Source organism: Vibrio sp. 10N.261.51.A4, from assembly GCF_041471945.1.
Taxonomy (GTDB): domain Bacteria; phylum Pseudomonadota; class Gammaproteobacteria; order Enterobacterales; family Vibrionaceae; genus Vibrio; species Vibrio crassostreae_C.
In genome coordinates this window covers 1-24144 of sequence record NZ_JBFRPJ010000026.1, presented here as the reverse complement: position 1 = coordinate 24144, position 24144 = coordinate 1, and the positions used below count along the sequence as shown (strand labels likewise).

22 protein-coding genes are annotated in these 24144 nt (G+C 39.2%); 19 read left to right on the top strand and 3 right to left on the bottom strand.

Annotated elements, in window-relative coordinates:
* Positions 1-574: 574 nt before the first annotated feature.
* From AB4384_RS06605 to AB4384_RS06595, 3 genes are all read left to right on the top strand, one after another.
* Positions 575-1708, top strand: coding sequence for a polysaccharide export protein (locus AB4384_RS06605; RefSeq protein ID WP_372129144.1), 1134 nt, complete (start codon positions 575-577; stop codon positions 1706-1708).
* A 116-nt stretch (positions 1709-1824) separates the two neighbouring features.
* Positions 1825-2265: a low molecular weight protein-tyrosine-phosphatase gene (locus AB4384_RS06600; protein WP_017069276.1), complete on the top strand. Its 441-nt coding sequence runs from the start codon at positions 1825-1827 to the stop codon at positions 2263-2265.
* Positions 2266-2435: 170 nt separating this feature from the next.
* The gene (locus AB4384_RS06595; RefSeq protein WP_372129142.1) at positions 2436-4607 is read left to right on the top strand and encodes a polysaccharide biosynthesis tyrosine autokinase; all 2172 of its coding nucleotides are present in this window, start codon (positions 2436-2438) and stop codon (positions 4605-4607) included.
* A 493-nt stretch (positions 4608-5100) separates the two neighbouring features.
* Here AB4384_RS06595 and AB4384_RS06590 read toward each other — a convergent pair whose 3' ends face one another.
* From AB4384_RS06590 to AB4384_RS06580, 3 genes are all read right to left on the bottom strand, one after another.
* Complete coding sequence (locus AB4384_RS06590) at positions 5101-5436, bottom strand: hypothetical protein (protein WP_029224976.1); 336 nt, start codon at positions 5434-5436, stop codon at positions 5101-5103.
* Between the two features lie 789 nt (positions 5437-6225).
* Complete coding sequence (locus AB4384_RS06585; RefSeq protein ID WP_372129141.1) at positions 6226-6798, bottom strand: N-acetylmuramoyl-L-alanine amidase; 573 nt, start codon at positions 6796-6798, stop codon at positions 6226-6228.
* Entirely contained in the window at positions 6750-7223 is a 474-nt protein-coding gene (locus tag AB4384_RS06580; protein WP_372090256.1) for a hypothetical protein, read from the bottom strand. Before AB4384_RS06580 ends, AB4384_RS06585 begins: the two co-directional genes overlap by 49 nt.
* Positions 7224-7510: 287 nt before the next feature.
* Here AB4384_RS06580 and AB4384_RS06575 point away from each other — a divergent pair, with 287 nt between their 5' ends.
* The 16 genes from AB4384_RS06575 to AB4384_RS06500 all read left to right on the top strand — a co-directional run bounded on the left by AB4384_RS06575 (position 7511) and on the right by AB4384_RS06500 (position 23857).
* Complete coding sequence (locus AB4384_RS06575) at positions 7511-8572, top strand: helix-turn-helix domain-containing protein (RefSeq protein WP_372129139.1); 1062 nt, start codon at positions 7511-7513, stop codon at positions 8570-8572.
* A 163-nt stretch (positions 8573-8735) separates the two neighbouring features.
* Positions 8736-9056, top strand: a complete 321-nt coding sequence (locus AB4384_RS06570; RefSeq protein WP_372129138.1) for a hypothetical protein — start codon at positions 8736-8738, stop codon at positions 9054-9056.
* 415 nt (positions 9057-9471) lie between these two features.
* A complete protein-coding gene (gene rfbB / locus AB4384_RS06565; RefSeq protein ID WP_372129137.1) occupies positions 9472-10560 on the top strand; it encodes a dTDP-glucose 4,6-dehydratase in 1089 nt (362 codons plus the stop codon).
* The gene (rfbA, locus tag AB4384_RS06560; RefSeq protein WP_372129135.1) at positions 10560-11447 is read left to right on the top strand and encodes a glucose-1-phosphate thymidylyltransferase RfbA; all 888 of its coding nucleotides are present in this window, start codon (positions 10560-10562) and stop codon (positions 11445-11447) included. The genes rfbB and rfbA overlap by 1 nt, the downstream gene beginning before the upstream one ends.
* Positions 11447-12328, top strand: coding sequence for a dTDP-4-dehydrorhamnose reductase (gene rfbD / locus AB4384_RS06555; protein WP_372129133.1), 882 nt, complete (start codon positions 11447-11449; stop codon positions 12326-12328). The genes rfbA and rfbD overlap by 1 nt, the downstream gene beginning before the upstream one ends.
* A gap of 4 nt (positions 12329-12332) precedes the next feature.
* Positions 12333-12881: a dTDP-4-dehydrorhamnose 3,5-epimerase gene (rfbC, locus tag AB4384_RS06550; protein ID WP_372129131.1), complete on the top strand. Its 549-nt coding sequence runs from the start codon at positions 12333-12335 to the stop codon at positions 12879-12881.
* Entirely contained in the window at positions 12878-14008 is a 1131-nt protein-coding gene (wecB, locus tag AB4384_RS06545; protein ID WP_372129129.1) for a non-hydrolyzing UDP-N-acetylglucosamine 2-epimerase, read from the top strand. The genes rfbC and wecB overlap by 4 nt, the downstream gene beginning before the upstream one ends.
* 15 nt (positions 14009-14023) lie before the next feature.
* Positions 14024-15283, top strand: coding sequence for a UDP-N-acetyl-D-mannosamine dehydrogenase (gene wecC / locus AB4384_RS06540; RefSeq protein WP_372129126.1), 1260 nt, complete (start codon positions 14024-14026; stop codon positions 15281-15283).
* Positions 15284-15296: 13 nt separating this feature from the next.
* The gene (locus AB4384_RS06535) at positions 15297-16196 is read left to right on the top strand and encodes a glycosyl transferase (protein ID WP_372129124.1); all 900 of its coding nucleotides are present in this window, start codon (positions 15297-15299) and stop codon (positions 16194-16196) included.
* A 7-nt stretch (positions 16197-16203) separates the two neighbouring features.
* Entirely contained in the window at positions 16204-17670 is a 1467-nt protein-coding gene (locus tag AB4384_RS06530) for an MOP flippase family protein (protein WP_372129123.1), read from the top strand.
* Between the two features lie 83 nt (positions 17671-17753).
* A complete protein-coding gene (locus tag AB4384_RS06525; RefSeq protein WP_372129122.1) occupies positions 17754-18968 on the top strand; it encodes an acyltransferase family protein in 1215 nt (404 codons plus the stop codon).
* Positions 18965-20218, top strand: a complete 1254-nt coding sequence (locus AB4384_RS06520; RefSeq protein WP_372129121.1) for a glycosyltransferase — start codon at positions 18965-18967, stop codon at positions 20216-20218. The genes AB4384_RS06525 and AB4384_RS06520 overlap by 4 nt, the downstream gene beginning before the upstream one ends.
* Before the next feature lie 7 nt (positions 20219-20225).
* Positions 20226-21209 carry a glycosyltransferase family 2 protein gene (locus AB4384_RS06515; RefSeq protein WP_372129120.1) on the top strand — a complete coding sequence of 328 codons (984 nt, stop codon included), beginning with the start codon at positions 20226-20228 and terminating at the stop codon, positions 21207-21209.
* 2 nt (positions 21210-21211) lie between these two features.
* The gene (locus AB4384_RS06510; RefSeq protein WP_372129119.1) at positions 21212-22270 is read left to right on the top strand and encodes an EpsG family protein; all 1059 of its coding nucleotides are present in this window, start codon (positions 21212-21214) and stop codon (positions 22268-22270) included.
* A complete protein-coding gene (locus AB4384_RS06505; RefSeq protein WP_372129117.1) occupies positions 22263-23048 on the top strand; it encodes a glycosyltransferase family 2 protein in 786 nt (261 codons plus the stop codon). The genes AB4384_RS06510 and AB4384_RS06505 overlap by 8 nt, the downstream gene beginning before the upstream one ends.
* A 35-nt stretch (positions 23049-23083) precedes the next feature.
* Positions 23084-23857 carry a glycosyltransferase family 2 protein gene (locus AB4384_RS06500; protein WP_372129115.1) on the top strand — a complete coding sequence of 258 codons (774 nt, stop codon included), beginning with the start codon at positions 23084-23086 and terminating at the stop codon, positions 23855-23857.
* The last annotated feature ends 287 nt before the right edge of the window (positions 23858-24144 follow it).

Sequence of the window (24144 nt, the reverse complement as noted above, 5' to 3'; positions counted from 1 at the left end):
TTTTTGATCGGTGATGTTCATCAAAGGGGGAGTTAGAGGGGGATATTAATCTATGTGTTACCAACCCCTCCCAGCCTCCCCTTATGTTGGTATTTTCTGCCAAGCAACAGTTGTGATAAAGGGGAGGAGCTAAAAGCATCCCGACACGGCTTTAGGCTCTTCGTTTACTCGTATCTCGCTACTCTCATCTGCTCTTTAGCTCTTCGCCACTCGTTCACTCGAATCCCGTATCTGCTCTTTAACCATTCAACTAGGTTGATAATAAACACAAATTGTGGATAATGCATACGCAATAAAATAACCGTGTGAAAGTCCGATCTTTGGCTCGGTTTATGACAAAAAACCTCTATCTCAATTCCAGATAGATAGAGGCAGATTAACTACGCAGTGTGATGTCGCGGAATATCAAAGGGCGGTAGCGTTCCTATCTTTGATATTAAGTGGGAGCGATATCACAGTAATAGCCCTCCTTAACTCTATTAAATACTGCGTAGCTGATAAAATTGTTTGTTCTAACTTCTTAGGGTGTCCTTTGGGATATCACGACACATTCCGTTTCTATGACTTGGTTAACATGAAGATTAATAAAAATCGTCTCCTTTTAGCGCTCCTTCCTGCATTGCTTGCAGGGTGTACTACTCCAGGAACTCACCTTTCTACTGGCAACAAGAATGTGATTCAGCCTTCAGAGGAACAGCAAGAATCTGATATCTCTGATGTGGTTAACCTTTACCCACTGACAGCTCAATCAGTATCGACTTACCAAACGGGTACATTGTCGGTGTCACAAGCCAACCCTGAACTCGACGTAGACATCGCAAAGTATGAATACAAAGTCGGTGTGGGCGATATCTTAAATATTACGATCTGGGATCACCCTGAACTGACGATTCCTGCGGGTTCTTACCGTAGTAGTACTGAAGCGGGTAACTGGGTCCATGCAGACGGCACCATCTTCTACCCGTACATTGGTACAGTAGAAGTTGCAGGAAAAACGGTTCGTGAAATTCGTTCTGATATAGCGGAACGTTTGGCGAAATACATCGAAAGCCCTCAAGTTGATGTAAACGTAGCGGCTTTCCGATCTAAGAAAACCTACATTACCGGTGAGGTTTCAAACCCTGGCCAACAAGCGATTACTAATATCCCCTTAACGTTATTGGATGCCGTGAACCGTTCTGGCGGTTTGTCTGAAGATGCTGATTGGCGTAATGTTTCATTAACCCGCAATGGCGTGGAAGAGAACCTTTCACTTTACGGTTTGATGCAACGTGGTGACTTAACTCAAAACCGCTTACTGCAAGCCGGTGATATTGTTCACGTACCGCGTAATGACAACCAGAAAGTGTTCGTGATGGGTGAAGTGAACGATCCTCAACTACTTAAGATTGATCGCGTTGGGATGAGCCTAACGGAAGCACTGAGCAACGTAGGCGGCATCAACCAGTTAACGGCAGATGCAACCGGCGTGTTCGTGATTCGTACTTCGGATGATAAATCAGAACGCATGGCCGATATCTACCAACTGAATATGGAAGATGCCTCTGCATTGGTGATTGGCACCGAGTTTGATCTGAAACCTTACGACATTGTTTATGTTACCGCTGCGCCAATCAGCCGCTGGAACCGTGTTATTGGTCAGCTTGTACCGACCATTTCTGGCTTTAACGAGCTAACCGAAGGCATGTTGCGCGTTCGTAATTGGTAATAAGCCCTGGTTTGTAATAAACCCTAATTAATCATCAGGTTGCATTGTGCGTGTAACCTGATTTTTACATCTAAAAGTAAACCCAGCTTATAAGCCCAATACAATTAGAGACCATTATGTTTAATAAAATTTTAGTCGTATGCGTGGGCAACATTTGTCGTTCCCCGACTGGAGAGCGAGTTTTACAAAACTTGCTGCCCAACAAAGAAGTGGCCTCTGCCGGTATCGCTGCTGAGAAAAGCCGTTTAATTGGCAAGCCTGCAGACGACACTGCCATTTTAATCGCCGCTGAAAATGGGGTTGATGTTGAAAACCATCAGTCTCAGCAAGTTACGCCACAGCTTTGTGCTCAGTATGACTTGATCTTGGTGATGGAGAAGGGCCATTTAGAAGCGCTTACTCAAATATCGCCGGAGGCTCGCGGAAAAACGATGCTGTTTGGTCAGTGGATTGGCCAGAAAGACATTCCTGACCCTTATCGTCAAAGTCGTGAGGCGTTTGAACACGCTTATAAGCTGATTGACGAAGCGGCGCAAGCTTGGGCAAAAAAACTGTAGGTTTAAATGCAATAGATTTTAGATGCAGTAGGTTTTAAATAGACAGCTTTTTAAATGTCATGCTCTAAATGTAGGCATGGCAAAGCCACCAACGGAATAATATAAAAGAGAAGTACGCGGAGCGTATATATCGTCTCTTAAATAGCAATACTTTAGGAAGTAGCAAACAAATGACAACACAACCCTCTCAGCAATCGCATACAGATAACTCTGATGAGATAGATTTAGGAAAACTGCTTGGCATCTTATTAGATGCTAAATGGCTAATCATGCTCACCACATTCGTTTTTGCTGTGTTTGGTATTGCGTTTGCTTTGCTTTCGACGCCGATATACAAAGCGGATGCCCTGATCCAAATTGAAGAGAAAAGCTCTGGTGGCATCTCTTCTATGGTTGGTGATATGGGTGAATTGTTCTCTCAAGAATCTTCAGCTACAACCGAAGTCGAGATCATCAAATCTCGTATGATCTTGGGTGAAACGGTGGATAAGTTTAACCTCACGACGGTGACCTCACCTAACTATGCACCTATCGTTGGTAAGGGCTTTGCGCGCTTGACCGGCGACATCAACCACATTGCGGTTAGCCGTTTCAACATGCCAAGCTATGCGAGCGGTTACGCACACACCATTCAAATTCTCGATGTCGAGCAGGGCACTTACCAACTGGTTCGTGACGATGGGCGCGTTATCTTGCAAGGCAAGGTGGGTGAGCTAGCCACAGCCGACGACTACAGCTTGTTTGTGGCAGGTTTCGAATCTCATAACGATTTTGAATTCTCTATTAGTCAACGTAGCCGACTAGAAGCGATCGAATGGTTGAAAGCTTCTTTGTCTTTGTCTGAGCAAGGTAAGCAAACCGGTATTTTGAAGCTAAGCTTTGAAGGTGAAAACAAGCAACAGATCTCTGAAATCCTTAATCATATTAGCCAGATCTACTTCTTACAAAACGTGAAGCGTAATTCAGCAGAAGCAGAGAAGAGCCTACAGTTCTTAGAAAGCCACCTTCCGGGCATTAAATCTGAGCTAACGGGCTATGAAGACGTACTAAATAATTACCGCCAAAAGAACGAATCGATCGACTTGGGCTTAGAAGCACAATCAACCCTGAAGGTAATGGTAGAGCTTGAAGCGCAATTGAATGAACTGACGTTTAAAGAGAGTGAAATCAGCCAACGCTTTACTAAAGATCACCCGGCATATAAAGCTCTGCTTGATAAGCGTAAAACGCTGATGGGTGAGAAAGAGCGCTTAAACAAGCAAGTACAAAAGTTGCCGAAAACACAACGTGAAGTACTGCGTATGACACGTGATGTTGAAGTAAACCAACAGATCTACATCCAGCTATTAAACAAGGTTCAAGAGCTGAGCATCATTAAAGCGGGTACGGTCGGTAACGTTCGTATCTTAGATGACGCGCAAGCTTATGCTCGTGCCGTTAAACCGAAGAAGCCATTGATTGTTGTGTTAGCAACGCTGCTGGGTGGCATGCTAAGTGTCGCGTTTGTGTTAGTAAAAGCAGCGTTCCACCGTGGTGTGGAAAGCCCAGACCAAATTGAACAAATCGGCCTTCCGGTTTACGCAGCGGTACCAAAATCTGATTTACAGATTGAACTAACCAACCGCTTTAAATCGAAGAAACAGCAGACCAAGGGGACTCAAGCACTACTTGCTGAATCGAACCCTGCCGATCTTTCGGTTGAAGCACTGCGTGGCCTTCGTACCAGCTTGCACTTCGCGATGCTAGAAGCGAAAAACAACGTTCTGATGATTTCAGGCCCTGCGCCAGGCATTGGTAAATCATTCATCTCGACCAACTTTGCCGCAGTAGCTGCTAAAACAGGCCAAAAGGTATTGTTGATTGATGCCGATATGCGAAAAGGTTACCTACAACAAAGCTTTGGTGTGAACTGGGATAACGGCCTTTCTGATGTGCTGAGCGGCAAGCAAGAGTTCGCTCAATCAGTGAAAACCACACCGGTAGAGAACCTAGATATTATTACTCGCGGCCAAGTACCACCGAACCCATCAGAGCTGCTGATGCACCCACGCTTTGCAGAACTAATGGAATGGGCATCGAAAGAGTATGATTTGGTGATTGTTGATACCCCGCCCGTACTTGCGGTAACCGACCCAAGCATTGTCGGCGCCTTCGCTGGCACCACATTAATGGTCGCGCGTTACGGTCAAAACACCATTAAAGAGATCGATGTAGCTCGCAACCGCTTCGAACAATCGGGCATCGAAGTGAAAGGCGTTATCTTCAACGCCATCGAGAAGAAAGCATCAAGTTCATATGGCTACGGTTATTACAACTATGCGTATTCGAGCGACAAGAAATAAAGTTAAAGAGCAGTAACGAGATGCGAGTAACCGGGTAAACGAAGAGCTAAAGACAGTAACGGGATGCGAGTGGCGAGATACGAAAAGCGCCACTCGAATCCGTTTTTCATCTCTTGTTACTCGTTTACCCGCTCCGCTGCTCGAATCTGCTCTTTTAGCTCTTCGAATCCCGTCTACCCGCCACTCGAATCTATTCTTTATCCAATCTTCAAATTATTCGAAGACTTAGCTTTTGGTTCTCCCCCTTGAACATCGGACTATTGTGAGTGATGGTGTTAATAGAAGGGGGAGTTAGAGGGGGGTGCTAGCGATGCCTAATCAACCCCTCCCAGCCTCCCCTTATATTGATATTTTCTGCCAAGTAACAGTCGTGATAAAGGGGAGGAGCTAAAAGCACCACTATCATATTCTTGTCCTCGCTCTTCACCTCTGCTCTTAATCTCCTCGCATCTGCTCTTTAGCTTTTCGCATCCCGTTTACTCGCTACCCGCATCTATTTTTTAATCACCCCACCCGTTAAATACAATCCAATTGCCGCTAACACCGGATAACCAAACGCTTCATTGGTCATTTCCCCTAATGGCTTCCAATCGTAACCGTGCATGCAGCCAAGAATCACCATCACATGCAGTGCCACATAAGGAATGGTGAACAACAACACAATGTAGCGCTGTACCAACTTAAAAGGTTCATACGCTTTAAGCAGTGCCAGCTTGTGCTTCGCTTTTTCTTCATCAGTAAAAAACATCGCATCTCCTGTGTTGGTGAGTGCATCTAACCCCTTGCTAATCGAAGACTGGCTCCCGAATATTCTTCCGAACAATGTCATACTGCTCCTTGGTTTATTGATTGGCTTTGACCGCATGTATAGCCTTTGACTGTATAACCTTACGGTTCGACAACCTCAGCGAGACCTCTGCTCCGCCATTTATCCGTTGAATTAGATTCCCTATCACGTTCGTCCCTCACTGTAGGGAATGACGACTACTTTTATTAAGTTAATAATCTCACGACTCCGTCATTCCGCCATTCTGTTGCTTTAGATGCGAGGAACGAAGTATCTGGAATCCGCTTTTAGTCTCTTCGCATCTCGCTTACTCGAATCCCGCAACTGCTCTCAAATTATTCGAAGACTTAGCTTTTGGTCCTCCCCCTTGAACACCGGACTATTGTGAGTGATGGTGTTAATAGAAGGGGGAGTTAGAGGGGGTTGCTAGCTAATGCCTAACCAACCCCTCCCAGCCTCCCCTTATATTGATATTTTCTGCCAAGTAACAGTCGTGATAAAGGGGAGGAGCTAAAAGCACAACAACCATCTTCTTCTCCTCGCTCTTAATCTCTTCGCTACTCGTTTACCCGTCACTCGCATCCCGCAACTGCTCTTCAAATTATTCTAAGACTTAGCTTTTGGTCCTCCCCCTTGAACACCGGACTATTGTGAGTGGTGATGTTAATAAAAGGGGGAGTTAGAGGGGGTTGCTAGCTAATGCCTAACCAACCCCTCCCAGCCTCCCCTTATATTGATATTTTCTGCCAAGTAACAGTCGTGATAAAGGGGAGGAGCTAAAAGCACCACTCTCACTTTATTTTCCTCACTTTTCGAATCCCGCATCTGCTCTTAAGCTTTTATCTTCAAAACAGGACACGCTTTATTCACGCCCCAATCTTTATGCCCCTTAACATTCTCATCTGAAATCAAGAACTGCTCTTGCAGTGCAGCCATCAATCCAAACAGCGCCTTACGCTGCGCAAGCGTGAAATTATCTTCTGGTTGCAGCTCGGCATTACAACCGCCAACCAAACAAACCCCAATATTGCCCTTGTTGTGTCCTTTCACATGCGCGCCGGTTTGCGACAGCGGCCTGCCGAGTTCGACATCCCCATTGCGACGAATAACAAAGTGATACCCCACATCGCGCCAGCCTTTCTTTTTATGCCATCGACGAATCTCGGCTACGTCTACATCTTGCTGTGGTGGCGTGGCGCTGCAATGCACCGTAATAAATGAGAATGCCGGGCAATGAGGCAAACGGAGTAAAACCGAAACCAGGCTGAAGGAATAGGGCGCGAGTGAAAAACAAGGCTCTAACGAAGGACTTCGCTCTTCCGAGTCAGCCAGTTTTTGTGAATCAGCAGACGCTTCTAACGGCTGATTTGGAACTCGATCAGTTGCTGGTGGAGTGTTTGACAAAATAAATCCTCGTGTTGTTGTAAATAGGCGATTAAAGACGTTGATAGCGATTCATTTAAATCAGGGTGCAATGCGATGTGTTGTCGCAGACTGGTGGCTACGGTTTTTTCATAGCCGGGGTGGTGGCTGACATAACGTAAATACATCACGTAATAACCCAGAGGCTGCTTACGCCGTGCTCGGCTGATCATCCAACAAATATCGTCATAGCTGGGGGTGTCACCGCATTCATCCTCATTAAAATAACAACCTTCTAAATGGCTTTCTTTATAACCGTTAACTTCATAGCTCAGTACTTGGCCAAACCCATCACTATCACTAAAAAATAACGGCTGACGTGATTGAGTGAGGGAGTTAGCACGGCACTCAATGCTCGCCATACCGGGTTGATACGCTGAAATAAAAAGAGAAACTATCGCCTTCATTAAGCACCTTATTGCTGCATGGGGAGGGCAATGTACTTCAACATTCTTGATTGGGGTTGGCGGGAATAACACGAAAACAGAGGAATACAGAAAAATGAGAGGTGCTTCGAAAAGCCATTGCTTAATAAGGTTGATGTTGCATATCTATCCGAGGCGATTAACCAAACATCTTTTCTTACAACTTATCTCATGGGCCTTTCGCCCCTAAAGCGCCAAAAAGTGTTGTTAATACTTCTGTATATCAATGGATTTCTATACGAATGACTAATTAACAAGGAGCGTTAACCATGTGTGTTTCTCTAATTCTTTCTTTCATCCCATTAAAAACTGGCTCGCCCATCAGCAAGTTGGTGTTATTAAAATTGGCCGATAACGCCGATGCGCGCGGCGTGTGTTTTCCTTCCCTCAATTACTTGGCGCAATATTGCGAAGTGTCGGTAAGAACCGTGAAACGACACGTTAACGAGCTCGAAAAACAAGGTTTTGTGAAGCGGATAAAGCGCTTTGATGATTCAGGACGCCAGCGCAGCAACATATATCAGCTGCGCCTTCCCAGCGACAGCCACATTCAGCAGACCGATCTAGCCCAAGCGAATCAAGAGAACACGAATGTAGAACAAACAGGTTTACCGTCAGCTTCGTCGGAATACCCCCAGAAGACAGAACATGCGCAGAAAACCGACCATTCAGACACTCCCCTGGGTGACTCAAGATCCACCACGGAGAGTGATCACCTGGCACACATAATCTTTCATAAAGAACATAAAACAGACATTCCTTGTAAAACAGCCCCTGATCTTGAAACAGCCTTGTCCCTTGAAAAAGAGCCAACGATATCTCAAGCCACCACTACTCCAATAAGCCAACAGAATGAAGTCGTGATTCACCTGCTCACCAAAGAGGGCAGCGCGCCGATTTATCATGAGTTCACCACCATATTAGAGCGCACCTACCCAAAGTTAGATGTGCTGCAAGAACTGCATGCCATGCAAGCCTGGCTGTACATCAACCCCGATAAGCGCAAACCCTTTGAGCACATTGGTCACTTTGTGAATGGCTGGCTAAGAAGAAGCGCCCAAGCCAAAGCGAAGCGAGACTCATCGCCAGTCTTTAAGCGGGCTAGAGCGGCTAAGCAAACAAAAGCGGCTAAACCAGCAAGGGCTTCTGCTTCTACATCGACCAAGGAAGCTAAAACCCAACCGGCAGCCAAGCCCATGGTTCACAAACAACCCACGCCCGTCTCTCAGGCCCTAGCGGATTACCAAGCCAAAAGCACCACCAATCCGTTCGAAGCACGTATCAAGGCCCTCGTTCAATCCAAATCGCCCTGCACGGATTCTAAAAAGTGACCATTCGATTATTCACAGACGAAGCGCTTGTTCACACAGCCAAAGCTATTAAAAAAATAGCTTAGAAAACCAAGATCTTAGGAAACCAAAAGGCTAGGGCAGACCAAGCGCGAATACAGACAAAAAACGTCAAGAAACAAAAGTAGAATTAGGGAGAGGGCAAATGGACGATATCAGCCTAAAAAAACTGACAACGGAAGAAAAAGTCACCATTTTAGAAAAAGAGATAGCGCGAGTGGAAGGGCGCATTGGCGAGTTCTTGAAACTGCTGGTTAGCTACTACCCACAAGGGCTAACACGCACCGAGATTAAAGCGTTATTGGCGGTAAACAATAACCCGAGCTTCGTCTCGCTGTATAGAAACGGCAATATTTTCATTGATATAGAAAAACGCTACTGTGACGTAGCACAAGAAAACCGATACCACATAGGGACTCAGTACCTACAAGACGTACAATGCTCCCGCTGGGTCAATGCTTTGTGAAGCCTTGTCAGAATTAGGTAAATTGCAAACTGGTCAATATGCACTTGATTTGCTAGACTACTCAGCAAATTAAAACCGTATGAAAAACGCATAAAGCGAACAAATTGTCACTATTGCCTTTAGGAGCCAAACCTAAGGGCGGTAGCGTACCCAAATGCGACTGGCTAGCAAGTTTAAAAGTGCGGTAAGCCGAAAGGTTGAAAGCTGCTTTGGCGGCCTATTGGGGCGGTTTTAAGAAAGTTAGCAAAATCTAGGTTTTACAAGGGATTGTCGAAATCAGACTGTCTCAAAATGAATAAAAAGTGTCTCAGGGGCTTAAAATGGACTGAGACATTTTCGTGAGAGTAAACCTCAAAAATTCTATATACATTCACGTTCGTGAGTTGTTCTAAACAGTATACTACAAGAGAAAACTATGAAGATCCTTGTCACTGGTGGTGCTGGCTTTATCGGCTCTGCAGTCATTCGTCATATCATCAAGAATACATCTGACAGCGTTGTCAACGTTGATAAACTCACTTACGCAGGTAACTTAGAATCTCTTATCGAAGTGGATTCGTCTGAACGCTATGCCTTTGAGCAAGTGGATATTTGCAATCGTTCAGATCTTGACCGAGTGTTCGCTGAGCACAAACCAGATGCAGTGATGCACCTAGCGGCTGAGTCGCACGTTGACCGTTCAATCACTGGCCCAGCGGCGTTTATCGAAACCAATATTGTTGGCACTTATACTTTGTTAGAAGCCACACGCGAATATTGGAATACGCTTGAAGAAGGTGCAAAGTCAGATTTTCGTTTTCATCATATCTCTACAGATGAAGTGTACGGTGACCTTCCGCATCCTGATGAGGTTCCAGAAGGCACAGCGCTGCCAATGTTTTTAGAAACAACCTCGTATGAGCCATCAAGCCCATACTCGGCGTCAAAAGCATCGAGCGATCACCTTGTTCGTGCATGGTTACGTACTTACGGCTTGCCTACTATTGTAACCAACTGCTCCAATAACTACGGCCCATATCACTTCCCTGAAAAACTGATCCCATTGGTTATCCTCAACGCGCTAGAAGGTAAAGATCTACCCATTTACGGTAAAGGCGACCAAATCCGTGACTGGCTGTTTGTAGAAGACCATGCGCGAGCACTCTACAAAGTAGTGACCGAAGGTAAAGTAGGCGAGACCTACAACATCGGTGGTCACAACGAAAAGAAAAACCTCGAAGTCGTGAAGACGATTTGTGACATTCTAGATACGTTAGTACCAAAGGGTTCTGCGTATGCAGAACAAATCACGTACGTTCAAGATCGTCCTGGTCATGACCGTCGTTATGCCATTGACTCATCTAAGATGCAACGTGAATTGGGTTGGACGCCAGAGGAGACGTTCGAAACGGGTCTTCGTAAGACAGTTCAATGGTACCTAGACAATGCCAAGTGGTGTCAAAATGTGCAAGATGGTAGTTACCAACGTGAGCGCCTAGGTGTAGTAGCAGGAGATATGAAGTAATGAAAGGTATCGTATTAGCTGGTGGCTCTGGTACTCGTCTATACCCACTTACACGTGGTGTTTCGAAACAACTCTTGCCGATTTATGACAAGCCAATGGTGTTCTATCCAATATCGACATTAATGCTTGCTGGTATTAAAGATATTTTGATCATCACGACACCTGAAGATAACGCTGGCTTTCAGCGTTTGCTTGGAGATGGCTCTGATTTCGGTATTAATCTTGAGTATGCGATTCAGCCCAGCCCAGATGGCTTAGCACAAGCGTTTATTATCGGTGAAGAGTTCATTGGTGATGACAGCGTGTGTTTAGTGTTGGGTGATAACATCTTCTATGGTCAATCTTTTTCGAAAACACTACAAAGTGCTGCTTCAAGAGAATTTGGCGCGACTGTATTTGGTTACCAAGTGAAAGACCCAGAACGTTTTGGTGTCGTTGAATTTGACGATGAAATGAAGGCAATTTCAATTGAAGAAAAGCCGGAAGCACCAAAGTCCAACTATGCAGTAACAGGTTTGTATTTCTACGACAATCGTGTGGTTGAAATGGCCAAGCAAGTGAAGCCATCTCATCGTGGTGAGCTAGAAGTTACCACACTGAATGAAATGTATCTCAATGATGGGTCACTAAACGTGGAATTGTTAGGTCGTGGTTTTGCGTGGTTAGATACAGGGACTCACGAAAGCCTGCATGAAGCCTCGTCTTTCGTACAAACGATTGAGAATGTTCAAGGCTTAAAAGTCGCGTGTCTAGAAGAAATTGCATGGCGCAACGGTTGGTTGAGTGATGAGCAAGTATTGACGCTGGCTAAGCCGATGATGAAAAACGAATACGGGCAGTATTTGACGCGTCTAGTGACTGAAACTCAGAAAAAGGCAGTGAGCTAATGCGTATCTTAATTACGGGGTGCCATGGTCAAGTGGGTTCAAGTCTAACCGAGCAGTTAGCGAGCCATGAGAATACTGAAGTGTTAGCGCTTGATAGAGAGCATCTTGATATCACCAGTCAAGATGCTGTCAATGCAGCGGTTGCTGAGTTTAAGCCAAGCATCATTATTAATGCGGCGGCACATACAGCGGTTGATAAGGCAGAAGAGGAAGTCGACCTTTCTTACGCGATAAACCGTGATGGTCCAAAATACCTTGCCCAAGCAGCACAAAGTGTTGGTGCTGCCATTTTGCATATCTCGACCGATTATGTCTTTGAAGGCAATAATGCAGGCGAGTATGTGGAAACGGATACTACCAATCCGCAAGGGGTTTACGGCCAAAGTAAGCTTGCCGGTGAAATAGCTGTCGCTGAGGCGTGCGACAAACACATTATCCTTCGTACTGCATGGGTGTTTGGTGAAAGTGGAAACAATTTCGTGAAAACGATGCTGCGTTTAGGTGAGAACAGAGACGCATTGAGTATTGTTGGTGACCAGTTTGGTGGGCCGACTTATGCGGGTGATATCGCCAATACATTGATCCAAATATCGAAGCGAATTAATCAAGGTGATGCTGTTGAGTACGGTGTTTATCATTACTCGGGTTTGCCTCACGTCAGTTGGTTCGACTTTGCTGATGCCATTTTTGATATTGCGGTTGAACAAGGCGTTCTTGAGAAAAAACCGAGATTAACAAGTATTACCACTGACCAATACCCAACCCCTGCAAAGCGTCCAAGCAATTCTCGTTTAAGTACTGAAAAAATCACGCTAGGTTTGTCGGTTAAAGCGAGCGATTGGAAGGCCGCGTTAAACAATATTCAAGCGTATACGGAATAATAAAATGGAAGTAATCGATACTCGTATTCCAGATGTAAAAATCATAGAGCCAAGTGTATTTGGTGATGAACGTGGTTTCTTTATGGAAACCTGGAATCAAAAGAAATTTGAAGAGTTAGTGACAGGTAAGCCTACTCAATTTGTACAAGATAATCACTCTAAATCGAAGAAAGGTATCTTACGCGGCCTGCATTACCAAACTGAAAACACCCAAGGCAAGTTAGTTCGTGTCGTTTCTGGTGAAGTGTTTGATGTGGCAGTTGATATTCGCAAAGATTCCCCAACTTTTGGGCAGTGGGTAGGAGAGTACTTATCTGCTGAAAACAAACGTCAATTGTGGGTGCCAGAAGGGTTTGCGCATGGTTTTTATGTAACTAGTGAAGAGGCTGAGTTCGTTTATAAATGTACGGATTATTACAACCCATCTGCAGAGTACTCCATACATTGGAACGATGAGTCACTAGCAATAAAATGGCCAATTAAAGAACAGCCAGAACTCTCAGTTAAAGATATTAATGCTCTCAGATTTATAGATATTAAGGCTTTGAAATGATTAAAAAAAAGAAAAGAGTTCTGACAGTTTTTGGTACACGTCCTGAAGCAATCAAGATGGCACCATTGGTTCATTCTTTAGCAAACGATGAACGTTTTGAAGCGAAAGTTTGTGTAACCGCGCAACATCGCGAAATGTTAGATCAAGTGTTAGAACTATTTGAAATAGAACCTGACTATGATCTTAACTTAATGAAGGCTGGGCAAACATTAAGTGATGTAACAGCAGGAATATTACTTAACCTAAAGCCTATATTACAAGAGTTTAAACCTGATGTCGTTTTAGTTCATGGTGATACAGCAACGACGTTCGCAGCAAGTCTGGCTGCTTATTATGAGCAAATCTCAGTAGGGCATGTTGAAGCTGGCCTGCGTACAGGAAATATCTATTCACCTTGGCCAGAAGAAGGTAACCGCCGGCTTACTGGTGCGTTAACTAAATACCACTTTGCGCCAACCGAAACATCCAAAGCTAACTTATTGAAAGAAAACTTTGATGAGGGTGCAATTACAGTAACTGGTAATACGGTAATCGATGCACTGTTAATGATTAAAGACAGAATTGACATTGATACTGTTTTAAATGAAACATTGGCTGCGCAGTTTTCATTTCTAGATGAAAGCAAAAAACTAATCCTAGTTACAGGGCACCGACGTGAGAGTTTTGGTTGTGGTTTTGAGCGGATCTGTGAGTCACTAGCCATCACTGCAAAAGCGCACCCTGAAACACAAATATTATATCCAATGCACCTAAATCCGAATGTGCGTGAACCAGTTAATCGTATTTTATCAGGTATTGGTAATATTCATCTTATCGAACCACAACAGTATTTACCGTTTATTTATTTAATGAATAGAGCAAATATTATTTTAACTGATTCCGGTGGAATTCAAGAAGAAGCACCATCACTCGGAAAGCCTGTATTGGTAATGCGTGATACAACTGAACGGCCCGAAGCAATACAAGCTGGTACAGTAAAATTGGTTGGTACTGACGTTGAAACTATAACCTCAAGTATTACTGAACTATTAACCGATAGAAAAATTTATAAAGAGATGAGCTTTGCCCATAACCCATATGGAGATGGAGAAGCTTGCAAGAAAATTTTAATAGAACTAGCTAAATAATATATTGGAAAAAAAATGTCATTTGAAACAATTTCTGTTATCGGCTTAGGTTATATTGGATTACCTACAGCAGCTATGTTTGCTTCGAGAAAATTGAAAGTAATTGGTGTTGATGTAAATCAACATGCAGTCGACACAATTAATCGTGGTGAAATTCATATTGTTGAACCAGATTTAGATATGTTGGTAAGTGCAGCTGTTCAACAAGGTTATTTAAAAGCGGTGACACAACCAGAACCTGCGGATGCTTTTTTAATTGCGGTCCCAACACCATTTAAATCTTGTCAAGAAGGGGACGTTCCGGAACCTGATTTAAAGTACATACAAGCGGCTTCTGAAGCGTTAGCACCAGTTTTGAAAAAAGGTGATTTGGTTATTCTTGAGTCGACGTCACCAGTTGGTGCAACAGAGCAAATGGCTGAGTGGCTTGCGGAATATCGTGTAGATTTATCTTTCCCACAGCAAGTCGGCGAAAGTGCGGATATTAATGTGGCCCATTGCCCTGAGCGAGTTTTGCCAGGAAAGGTAGTCACGGAACTTGTTCAAAACGACCGTGTTATCGGTGGTATAACTAAGCGGTGCTCAGAGCGTTCAGTAGAACTTTATAAAACATTTGTTATGGGAGAGTGTGTAGTTACAAACGCTCGCACTGCAGAAATGGCGAAGCTAACAGAAAACTCATCTCGTGATGTGCAAATAGCCTTTGCGAATGAACTTTCTATTATTTGTGATGAGTTAGATATAAATGTATGGGAGCTTATAGAACTTTCAAATCGACATCCCCGTGTCAATATATTACAACCTGGGCCAGGTGTTGGCGGGCACTGCATTGCTGTTGACCCATGGTTTATTGTTTCTAAAACCCCCGAAAAAGCAAAGCTTATTCATACGGCTCGTAATGTAAATGATCACAAACCTAACTGGGTGATAAATAAAGTTAAATTAGCCGTTACCGAATTTTTGAATACCAACCCAACTAAAACTGAAAAAGACGTAACTATTGCTTGTTACGGGCTAGCATTTAAACCTGATATCGATGATTTACGAGAAAGTCCAGCCTTAGATATAACTAAGTCAATTGCAGATTTTCATGTAGGGCGAGTCTTAGCTATTGAACCAAATATTAAGTCAATTAGCTATGATAACATTGAATTGGTTACAATTGATGAGTCGCTTGATAAAACAGATATTCATGTAATGTTAGTAGATCATAAGCAGTTCAAGAAGATAAAATTGACTGATAATTATGTGATTGACACAAAGGGAATTTGGTGAGTTTGATAATTTTATGAAAAGTAGATTTATTAGAAAGATAAAAGAGGTTGTTGATACAATACTTAATTTAGATGTGGTATTGCACTATCGAATAGTTTCTGATCGTTTGCAAGATGACGCTCTAAAATTGAATAGTTCTATAATAGAACCCATAAAACCCGGACAGAATGAACTAATCGTTTCTTTAACAACATACAGTAAAAGAATACATGATGTACATCTTGTAATTGAGACTATTGCTCAACAAACACTAAAACCCAACAGAATTATACTTTGGTTGGATAAAGATGAGTTTACTTTAGATTCTTTGCCATTGGTTTTACGTAGACAAATCGATAGAGGGTTAGAGATTAGATTCTGCAAGAACACGAAATCATATAAAAAGTTAATACCAACTTTGGAGATTTTCCCAAACTCAGATATATTGACTATTGATGATGACATCCTTTATCCGTACGACATGATAGAGTTGATGATTAAAGAGAAGTTACAATATGGTCAGTGTGTAATTGCTAATATGGTGCATGAAATAACGTATGATAAGTCAGGAATATCACCATATGAAAATTGGATATTTGACTCTGAATATATGACTAGTAGTCATAGAGTTTTCCCTGTTGGTGCCGGTGGGGTTTTATATCCTGCAGGTGTTTTACATCGAGAATGTTTAGACGTCAGTCAGTTTTCCGAATTGGCCCCTAATGCTGATGATGTCTGGTTTAAGGCGATGACTATGTTAAATGGCTATAAATCAAAAAAAGTAAGTGATACAAGAGCGTTTAAAGATAGGTTCCTCGTTATTAAGGCTAATCAAGATATTGGTTTATTTAATTCTAACTTAATTGAGTCAGAGAATGACTTGCAAATAGCTAATGTGTTTAAGCGTTACAAATTATTAAAAATAACTGACTAGGTTACTGATGATCAATGAAAGGTCACTAAAAGATAAGGCAATAAGTGGGGTGAAATGGACAAGTGTTTCATCCATTATCCTTGCCTTTTTACAACTAATTCAAGTGTCCATATTAGCTAGATATCTGTCACCATCCGATTTTGGCCTAATGGCAATTGTTACTGTAATAGTAGGTTTTTGTTCAATGTTTATGGATATGGGGATATCCAGTGCCATAATACATAAGCAAGATATTACACATAGGCAATTATCTAGTTTATATTGGCTTAATGTATTTTCTGGGGTTGCTTTATTTATATTTATTTACTTATCATCAGAAATTATTGCTTATTACTATAACGAACCAGATTTGGTAACGTTAATTAAACTTCTGTCTATTACTTTTTTTATTTCTTCGGTTGGAAATCAATATCGAGTGCTAAATCAAAAAGAATTGAATTTTAACTTTTTAGCAAAGGTCGAAGTAGCAGCTGTATTAATTTCTTTTTTTGTAGCCGTTGTCTGTGCTATGTGTGGTTACGGTGTTTATTCATTAGTTTATGCTACGCTAGTAAATGTGACTATCTCCAATGGTCTCTTTGTATTGTTTGGTTATAGCTCATATAAGCCATTATTGATATATAAACATAGTGATGTAAAGGAGTTAATTAAGTTTGGAGCTTTTCAAATGGGAGAGAGAAGTATTAACTACTTTAACTCTCAGTTTGATATTATTTTGATTGGGAAATTATTGGGTACAGAAGCGCTGGGAATTTATAGTGTAGCAAAAACATTCGTAATGAAGCCAGCTCAAATAATAAATCCAATATTAACAAAAGTGACATTCCCAGTGATGTCTAAGTTACAAAATGATATTAAAAAGTTAAAGTTTGTATATATCAATATGATTTATTATTTGTGCTTAGTTAATTTTCCTATTTACACTGCAATCGCTGTCTTAGCAGAACCTATCGTATTATCTGTTTTTGGTAAAGAATGGTTAGAATCAGTAAAGATATTACAGGTGCTATCTATATACTTCATGCTTCGTTCAATATTGAATCCTGTTGGAGCTTTACAGCTTGCAAGAGGTCGAGCTGACCTTGGGTTTTATTGGAACTTGGCTCTCGCTACTATTGTCCCTTGTACCATTTACTTTGGCAGCTTTTATGGGCTAATTGGTGTATCCGTTGCCCTATTGTCGTTGCAGATATTTATCAATTTTCCGGCTTGGTATTTTATGGTTTACCCGTTATGTGATATCAGTTTTAAATTGTATTTCTTAAATATTTTAAAGCCAATTATAATAACTTTTTGTACACTGGGCATTTCAATTGTTGTAGCCAACGGTTTTGTTGACTATGATGAAAAGTTTTTGTTTGCTGTTGTTTTTTCTACAAACTTCATAGTGTGGTATTCTCTTTTTCTTTACAGATTTGATGATAACTTACATGGGGTTTTACTGAATTTTTGGTATAGGTTTAAGTCTAAGTAGATTTTAATTTGTTAAATAATAGATATTGAAAATATCTGGTAATAATTTATGTTTAATAAAGAAGAAAGGGTATATATTTAGCTATGGATAGTCTGATATATGTATTACAATCTATAGTGTTATTCCCAATTGCTTATTTCTTTGTCGGATTTTTAGTCAAAAAAATAAGTTTTAAATTTTTAGAAAAAAGAGAACATCGTCTAGGATGTATTGACGGGTTGAGAGGGTACTTAGCAATATTTGTATTTATCACGCATGGTCAACTTACTTGGCATTATAATATAACAGGTGACTGGGGTGGTAATCCACTCATAAAAAGTAATTTCGGTTTCATAGGTGTATCCCTCTTCTTTATGATTACTGGATATTTATTTATATCCAAAATTGTGGTTAGAAAAGGTAAGGTGGATTGGCTTTATCTATTTGAATCAAGAATATTTAGAATCTACCCGTTATATATTTTTGTTTTATTTTTAGTGTCAGTTATAGTTTTTTCAAGTGATCCAAATATTAATAGTTCCTTTGGTAGCTTATTTTATGACTACTTTAAATGGTTGGTCTTCTACGGTGGGAATATAAATGAATATAAAAACACCACAGTAATAGTAGCTGGAGTAATATGGACTTTAAAGTACGAATGGATGTTTTATCTCGCTTTACCATTGATTGCAAAGGTTATCTTTAAATTTAAAACCCTTGGTGTGTTGGCTCTTTTAGTTCTTTCACTAGTAGGTTACTTTTTTCCATTCACAATAATCACTGCCATTTCGTCAGAGTACCTTATCTTATTTTTTATAGGGGGAGGGGTAGTTTACCTAAATACTACTAACATAATTAATAAAATAGATTTCGATAGTTTTTCATGCTCGGCATTTACATTATTATTTTTTTTGTTTTCAGTATTAACATCAAAATCATATCCAACATTATCTTTGATTTCTCTAGTTTTGGTATTTATAACCATTTGTAATGGGACATCTATATTTGGTCTGTTATCAACAAAATCATCTATACTATTAGGGGAAATTAGTTATAGTATATATTTGATTCATGGTGTAATCCTGTATACGTTTTTCACAATATTTAATATTATAGATTTGGGTGAATATGGTTTTATTGCGTTTAACCTGATACTTCTTCCTTTAATGACAATGCTGGTAATTATAATATCCTCTCTGACTTTTCTTTATATTGAAAAGCCCGGAATAGATCTTGGAAAAAAAAGATATTTGGTAAGTTCCCTAATTATGTTGAAAAATATAACTTCTCTCCATAAAAATTATTTGAGGTCTAAATGAAGAAAGTAATCATATTAACATATGACATGATACCCTACTCACATTCATTTGGTGGTTGCCAAAGAATGTTTTTTCTAGCCGATTTTTTATTCACTGAAGGTCAAGATGTAACAGTTATAGCATCTAAGAAAATAGATAATGGTAATTTTGGTAAGTCAATAAAATTTAAAACTAAATACTATGGTGATGAGGTGATAAGCAACTTATCAGATATAGTAACGAATAATAATACATTTACTAAGGTAAAGTCTTTAATACGGGTTTTTGCTGAAAAGGTTGTTAATTTTTATTTTAATGAACCTTCAAACGTAATGGCATTTAAAGCAAATGTTTGGTTAAATAAATATAAAAAGGATATTCTTGATGAAATAAGTCTGGGGGTAGATACGGTTATTATTTCAGGTCCACCTTTTGTACTTTTTTCATTTGTTAAAGAAGTGAAAAAGACTTATCCGAATGTTAATGTGATTATTGACTATCGCGACCCATGGGGGTTGTGGAATTTTAAAAAATCATATGCATATATTAGAGAAAAGCAGACTTTGACAAGCGCGGATAAAATTGTTGTAGTAACACCTTTAGCTAAAGAAGAAACCATAAATCACTTTAAGATTATCGATAAAAATAAGGTAGATGTTATTTATAATGGTTACTCTGATTCTGTTTGGAAAGACGTTATGAAAATAAATAGTCCCAAACAAGAGGGGAAATTAAAAATTGCATTTGTTGGTGCAATTGATTTCTCCGAGTATTCATATCGTGATACTTCAAAGCTGCTCAGGGTCTATACGAGTTACTCTGACCTCGTAGAACTCTCTTTTATTGGTGTGGAGAAAACGCCTGCGACATTAAAAATAATGGATACATTTCCAGAGATTAATTTCATTACGAAAGTAACACAAGAGGAGTCTATTGATTACATGTTAAGAAGTGACATTTTACTGACTCTCCACACCGCTAATGATGACTCTGGTAAATTTCTCATTCAAGGTAAAATATTTGATTATATGAAAGCAAAAAAACCAATTTGGTCAATTGGTGCACTATCGGATTTTTCTAATCTATTCATATTAGAAAACAATCTTGGTTTGGTTAGTGAAAATACAGTTGAGAGCATTAACGAATCTCTGGATATATTTTTAGAACTAAAATCTGCCAACAAAATTTATTCTAGTTATCAAGTGGATGAGGATTTTGTTATGAAATTTTCAAGAGAAAATCAAAACATGAAATACTTAGATTTATTGTAGTGATTATATGAATTTTAACAAAACAGTAAATATCATTGTATTGAACTTTAATAATTCGGGAGATACCGTTGAGTGTTTAGAAAGTATATTAGAATCTAACCAAAATAATTTCCGAATAATTGTTGTTGATAATGCATCCACTGACAACTCATATGAAGTTTTACTTAATTGGTTTGAGTTGCACACAACCAAAAAAACTTTAGGGGAATCAAGTTTTGATACTTTTTCAGATGGAGATACCCCTCCAAATGAAGGCTTCCTTAAACGGCTAGTTTTGATTAAATCTCTGAATAATAATGGTTATGGAGCTGGTAACAACATAGCAATTCGTATTTTAAAAGGTTCAGTCGATAGTGAGTATATTTGGATATTAAATAATGACACAGCGATTCTTCCAGATACTATGGAACAACTATTAATTAGTATGAATGACCTTGAAAAAGTTAATAATGTGGGATTTATAGGAAGTCATATCTTATATTATGATGAAAAAGAATTAAGCCAAAGTGCAGGGTATTTAAATAAAATACTTTGGAAAAGAAAGGGGCTTGTTGAAGGTCATGAATTATCAAAACAGGGCACCTACGAGGTTGATGACTTAAGTGGTTGTTCTTTGTTTTTTTCCATGAATATGGTCGAGTCAATTGGCCTAATTCCTGAAGAGTATTTTTTGTATTTTGAAGAAACTGATTGGATATACAATGCTAAGCTACAAGGATTTAAACATTTTGTAAACTCACATTCAAAGTTATATCATAAAGAGGCGCGCTCTACAGGTGGCGTGAGCTCCCCTTTTGTTCTGTACTATATGACTCGGAATAAACTCAACTTTATTCGGAAAAACTTCCATAGTTACTTTTTACCTTACTCTATATTTTTCAGCTTTAAAATACTGCTCAAGGCAGGATTTTTTAGTTTTCAAAATACAAAAATGTCTCAAGCGGTTTTCAAGGGATTATTTCATGGTCTTATTAATGTAAAAGGTAAATAGCAGTGTTTTTCTATAGTTGCTTTGTTTTTCTAGTTTCAGGTCTATTTTTTACTTCGTATCTGACAAAATCAAATATTTTTTCATTGTTCGCTCTTTTTTTGATCGTAATGCTCAGTGCGACTCGATTAGAAATTGGATATGATTATTTTAATTATGTTGGTTTTTATTCTGTGCACCTTCCTGAGTCTTTAGAGCCTTTATTTAAACTATCAATCAATCTAATGAATAGTTTTGATTTGCATTATAGAGAATTTTTTTTTATTTATTCGATTGTTACCATCTTCGTATTATATATAGCGATTGCTAAATACACCCCATATCGAAAGTCTGCATTATTAATTTTTATTCTTATACCTGGATTGTATTTAAACTCTTTTTCAATTATTAGGCAAAGTATCGCTGCATCTTTTGTTTTTTTTGCAATATATTACCTGATTTATGAGAAGAAATATGTAAAGTTTTGGGTTTTGTCATTAATCGCGATCTGTTTTCATTACCCTGTTGTTTTAGTGGTTCTACTAGTTTCTTTGTTTAAGAGCCTATTAAATAAGGAAGGTAGCTTTAAGTTCTATTGTTTTATTGTGATGACAAGCTTGGTTATATATAAAGCTGGTGTAGCCTCTTTTGTTTTAAGTATGATTGGGGGGAAATACTCATTATATGCTTCATTTGTTCAACCGGTAAGTGTTCTCAAGTTGTTGGTTTTGAATTTTTATATTTTGATTTTGTTGTGTTTTAAAAAGCAGTTTATCAAAGATGAGAGAGATGTTTTTGTTGTTAATCTTCTTGTCATTGGGGTTTTGATCGTGAATATTTTTGCTGACTTTACTCCCGTATCAAGATTAGGTTATTATTTACTTATTTTCCAAATAATAATAGTACCTAAACTTATTTATTCTTTTCCATCTTCTAACCTACGTCAAACAAGTTTAAAAACATTGGTAATTGCAATTACAATGTTTTATTACTTTTCGATGTTTACAAACTCTTTATATGTTGACTCTCGTCAGGATATCTACCCTAAACTTACACCGTATAATAGTTGGTTGCTTAGTGAATAAATATAAATATACTATTATTATCCCTTCTTTTAATTCCTCTGAAACAATCATTAACTGTTTAGAAAGCTGTCTTTCTCAATCATTTGAGAATTATGAGATAGTTATAGTAGATGATTGTAGTACGGATAATTCTTGCTCTTTGATTGAGGCGTATATAGCTAAAAATAACCTACATTTAAAAATTAAGCTGATAAAATTATGTGAGAATAATGGTCCTGCCAACGCGAGAAATATTGGTGTCGAGGTGTCTAATTCCGATTATATAGCTTTATTAGATTCTGATGATTCATTTTATAAAGAAAAATTATTAATTATAGACCGAATTTTAACCGAAGATTCTTCAATCGACCTAATTGGTCATGCTTATTCTGTTAATGAAATTATTGATAATGATGGTTCAAGTAAAGTTCAAGAAATTAATTTAATATCTTTGTTGTTTAGGAATTTTGCTGTCACCCCTTCAGTTGTTTTTAGAAAAGATATAGCTACTAGATTCGATGCGTCCTTACGTTATACAGAAGACCATGATTTTTTTCTTCGGGTGAAGTCTGATGGGTATGTTATTAAATATTTAGATCTTCCTCTTGTAAGGTTAAATCGCCCCGTATTAAGTTCTGGCGGTCTTAGTTCAAATAAGTTACAGATGAGGAGAGGAGAAATGAAAATGCTTACTAAATTTTGTACGAGCAGGATTAAATATTTACCTTTGCTTCCTTTTTTATTATTATTTTCACTACTCAAGCATGTTGTTAATTTTGTAAAAGCAGTAGTCGCGTAGTTTTAGGTTGTCTCATTAATAAATTGGTTTGAATTATGTCTGTATATATATCAGTGGTTTCACATGGTCATGGCGATTTGATAGAACAATTATCGTGCTTAAAAAAATTAGCGGAAAAATTTATTGTCGTTGTTAAAATTAATTTAGAAGAAAAAAATCTACCTACCTACTTGGAACAAAATAACATTCATTATGTTGATGGTAATTATGGTTTGGGCTTTGGCCATAATAACAATATAGTGTTTTCTTATTGCTGGGAAAATCTAGATATGAAAGAAGATGATTTCTTTATTGTATTCAACCCTGACGTTCTGTCGAGTACAGAAAGCATAGAAGAACTAATTGAATCAATGCGAAAAGAAAAGTCAGGTATTGCCGCTGTTAATTTGTTCAGAGATAGTGATTATTCTATACCCGATAACTCAATTCGTATTTTCCCTAGTCTAACTCAGTTCATTAAATCATTTTTGGGGCTGGGTAATACTGCAATTATAGATAAAAGTAAAATTAAACAGAAAGTTAATATTGATTGGGCTGCTGGTTCTTTCTTAGCATTTACTGCTTCTCATTATGCACGTTTAAAAGGGTTTGATGAAGGGTATTTTATGTATTGCGAAGATATCGATATTTGTTACCGAAGTAAGGTGTTGGGTGTGCCTGTGATTTTTTACCCGCAGATAAAAATGTTACATCTGGCTGAACATGCAAACAGGTCCATTTTCTCCAAACATTTCTATTGGCACGTTAATAGTGTTATTCGATTTTTGTTGTCTAAAAAAGGTTTTGCTCGTGCTAGTAGTTCCCTCTAATTTAGTGCGCTTTAGCTTTAATAGCTGCTATTTTAATTATATGCTTTTTTGATTAGTATGGTTAATTCTAATTAGCATCAAAAAATACAAAAATAAAGGACACCCATGTATTTCACAGCTTTCAAATCGCCGACTAGCCTTACTTTATCTGTTTAGATTTTATTTACTGGTGTTCAGGGTCAGGGCAAGATCATGAAAAACCCATATGGAATAAGGGGTAGCGTGAAGTGATGTTTCCACTAATTTGTACACTGAAGTCACAACAAATTCAATACATTCAAGATCGA

What these genes read in the sequence shown, in the direction of transcription:
- AB4384_RS06520 (WP_372129121.1), top strand. Translation starts at nt 18,965, where the DNA reads ATGAAGAAAGTAATCATATTAACATATGACATGATACCCTACTCACAT.
- AB4384_RS06570 (WP_372129138.1), top strand. Translation starts at nt 8,736, where the DNA reads ATGGACGATATCAGCCTAAAAAAACTGACAACGGAAGAAAAAGTCACC.
- wecC (WP_372129126.1), top strand. Translation starts at nt 14,024, where the DNA reads ATGTCATTTGAAACAATTTCTGTTATCGGCTTAGGTTATATTGGATTA.
- AB4384_RS06605 (WP_372129144.1), top strand. Translation starts at nt 575, where the DNA reads ATGAAGATTAATAAAAATCGTCTCCTTTTAGCGCTCCTTCCTGCATTG.
- rfbB (WP_372129137.1), top strand. Translation starts at nt 9,472, where the DNA reads ATGAAGATCCTTGTCACTGGTGGTGCTGGCTTTATCGGCTCTGCAGTC.
- wecB (WP_372129129.1), top strand. Translation starts at nt 12,878, where the DNA reads ATGATTAAAAAAAAGAAAAGAGTTCTGACAGTTTTTGGTACACGTCCT.
- AB4384_RS06500 (WP_372129115.1), top strand. Translation starts at nt 23,084, where the DNA reads ATGTCTGTATATATATCAGTGGTTTCACATGGTCATGGCGATTTGATA.
- AB4384_RS06530 (WP_372129123.1), top strand. Translation starts at nt 16,204, where the DNA reads ATGATCAATGAAAGGTCACTAAAAGATAAGGCAATAAGTGGGGTGAAA.
- AB4384_RS06575 (WP_372129139.1), top strand. Translation starts at nt 7,511, where the DNA reads ATGTGTGTTTCTCTAATTCTTTCTTTCATCCCATTAAAAACTGGCTCG.
- AB4384_RS06580 (WP_372090256.1), bottom strand. Translation starts at nt 7,223, where the DNA reads ATGAAGGCGATAGTTTCTCTTTTTATTTCAGCGTATCAACCCGGTATG.
- rfbA (WP_372129135.1), top strand. Translation starts at nt 10,560, where the DNA reads ATGAAAGGTATCGTATTAGCTGGTGGCTCTGGTACTCGTCTATACCCA.
- AB4384_RS06600 (WP_017069276.1), top strand. Translation starts at nt 1,825, where the DNA reads ATGTTTAATAAAATTTTAGTCGTATGCGTGGGCAACATTTGTCGTTCC.
- AB4384_RS06590 (WP_029224976.1), bottom strand. Translation starts at nt 5,436, where the DNA reads ATGACATTGTTCGGAAGAATATTCGGGAGCCAGTCTTCGATTAGCAAG.
- rfbC (WP_372129131.1), top strand. Translation starts at nt 12,333, where the DNA reads ATGGAAGTAATCGATACTCGTATTCCAGATGTAAAAATCATAGAGCCA.
- AB4384_RS06525 (WP_372129122.1), top strand. Translation starts at nt 17,754, where the DNA reads ATGGATAGTCTGATATATGTATTACAATCTATAGTGTTATTCCCAATT.
- AB4384_RS06595 (WP_372129142.1), top strand. Translation starts at nt 2,436, where the DNA reads ATGACAACACAACCCTCTCAGCAATCGCATACAGATAACTCTGATGAG.
- AB4384_RS06535 (WP_372129124.1), top strand. Translation starts at nt 15,297, where the DNA reads ATGAAAAGTAGATTTATTAGAAAGATAAAAGAGGTTGTTGATACAATA.
- rfbD (WP_372129133.1), top strand. Translation starts at nt 11,447, where the DNA reads ATGCGTATCTTAATTACGGGGTGCCATGGTCAAGTGGGTTCAAGTCTA.
- AB4384_RS06515 (WP_372129120.1), top strand. Translation starts at nt 20,226, where the DNA reads ATGAATTTTAACAAAACAGTAAATATCATTGTATTGAACTTTAATAAT.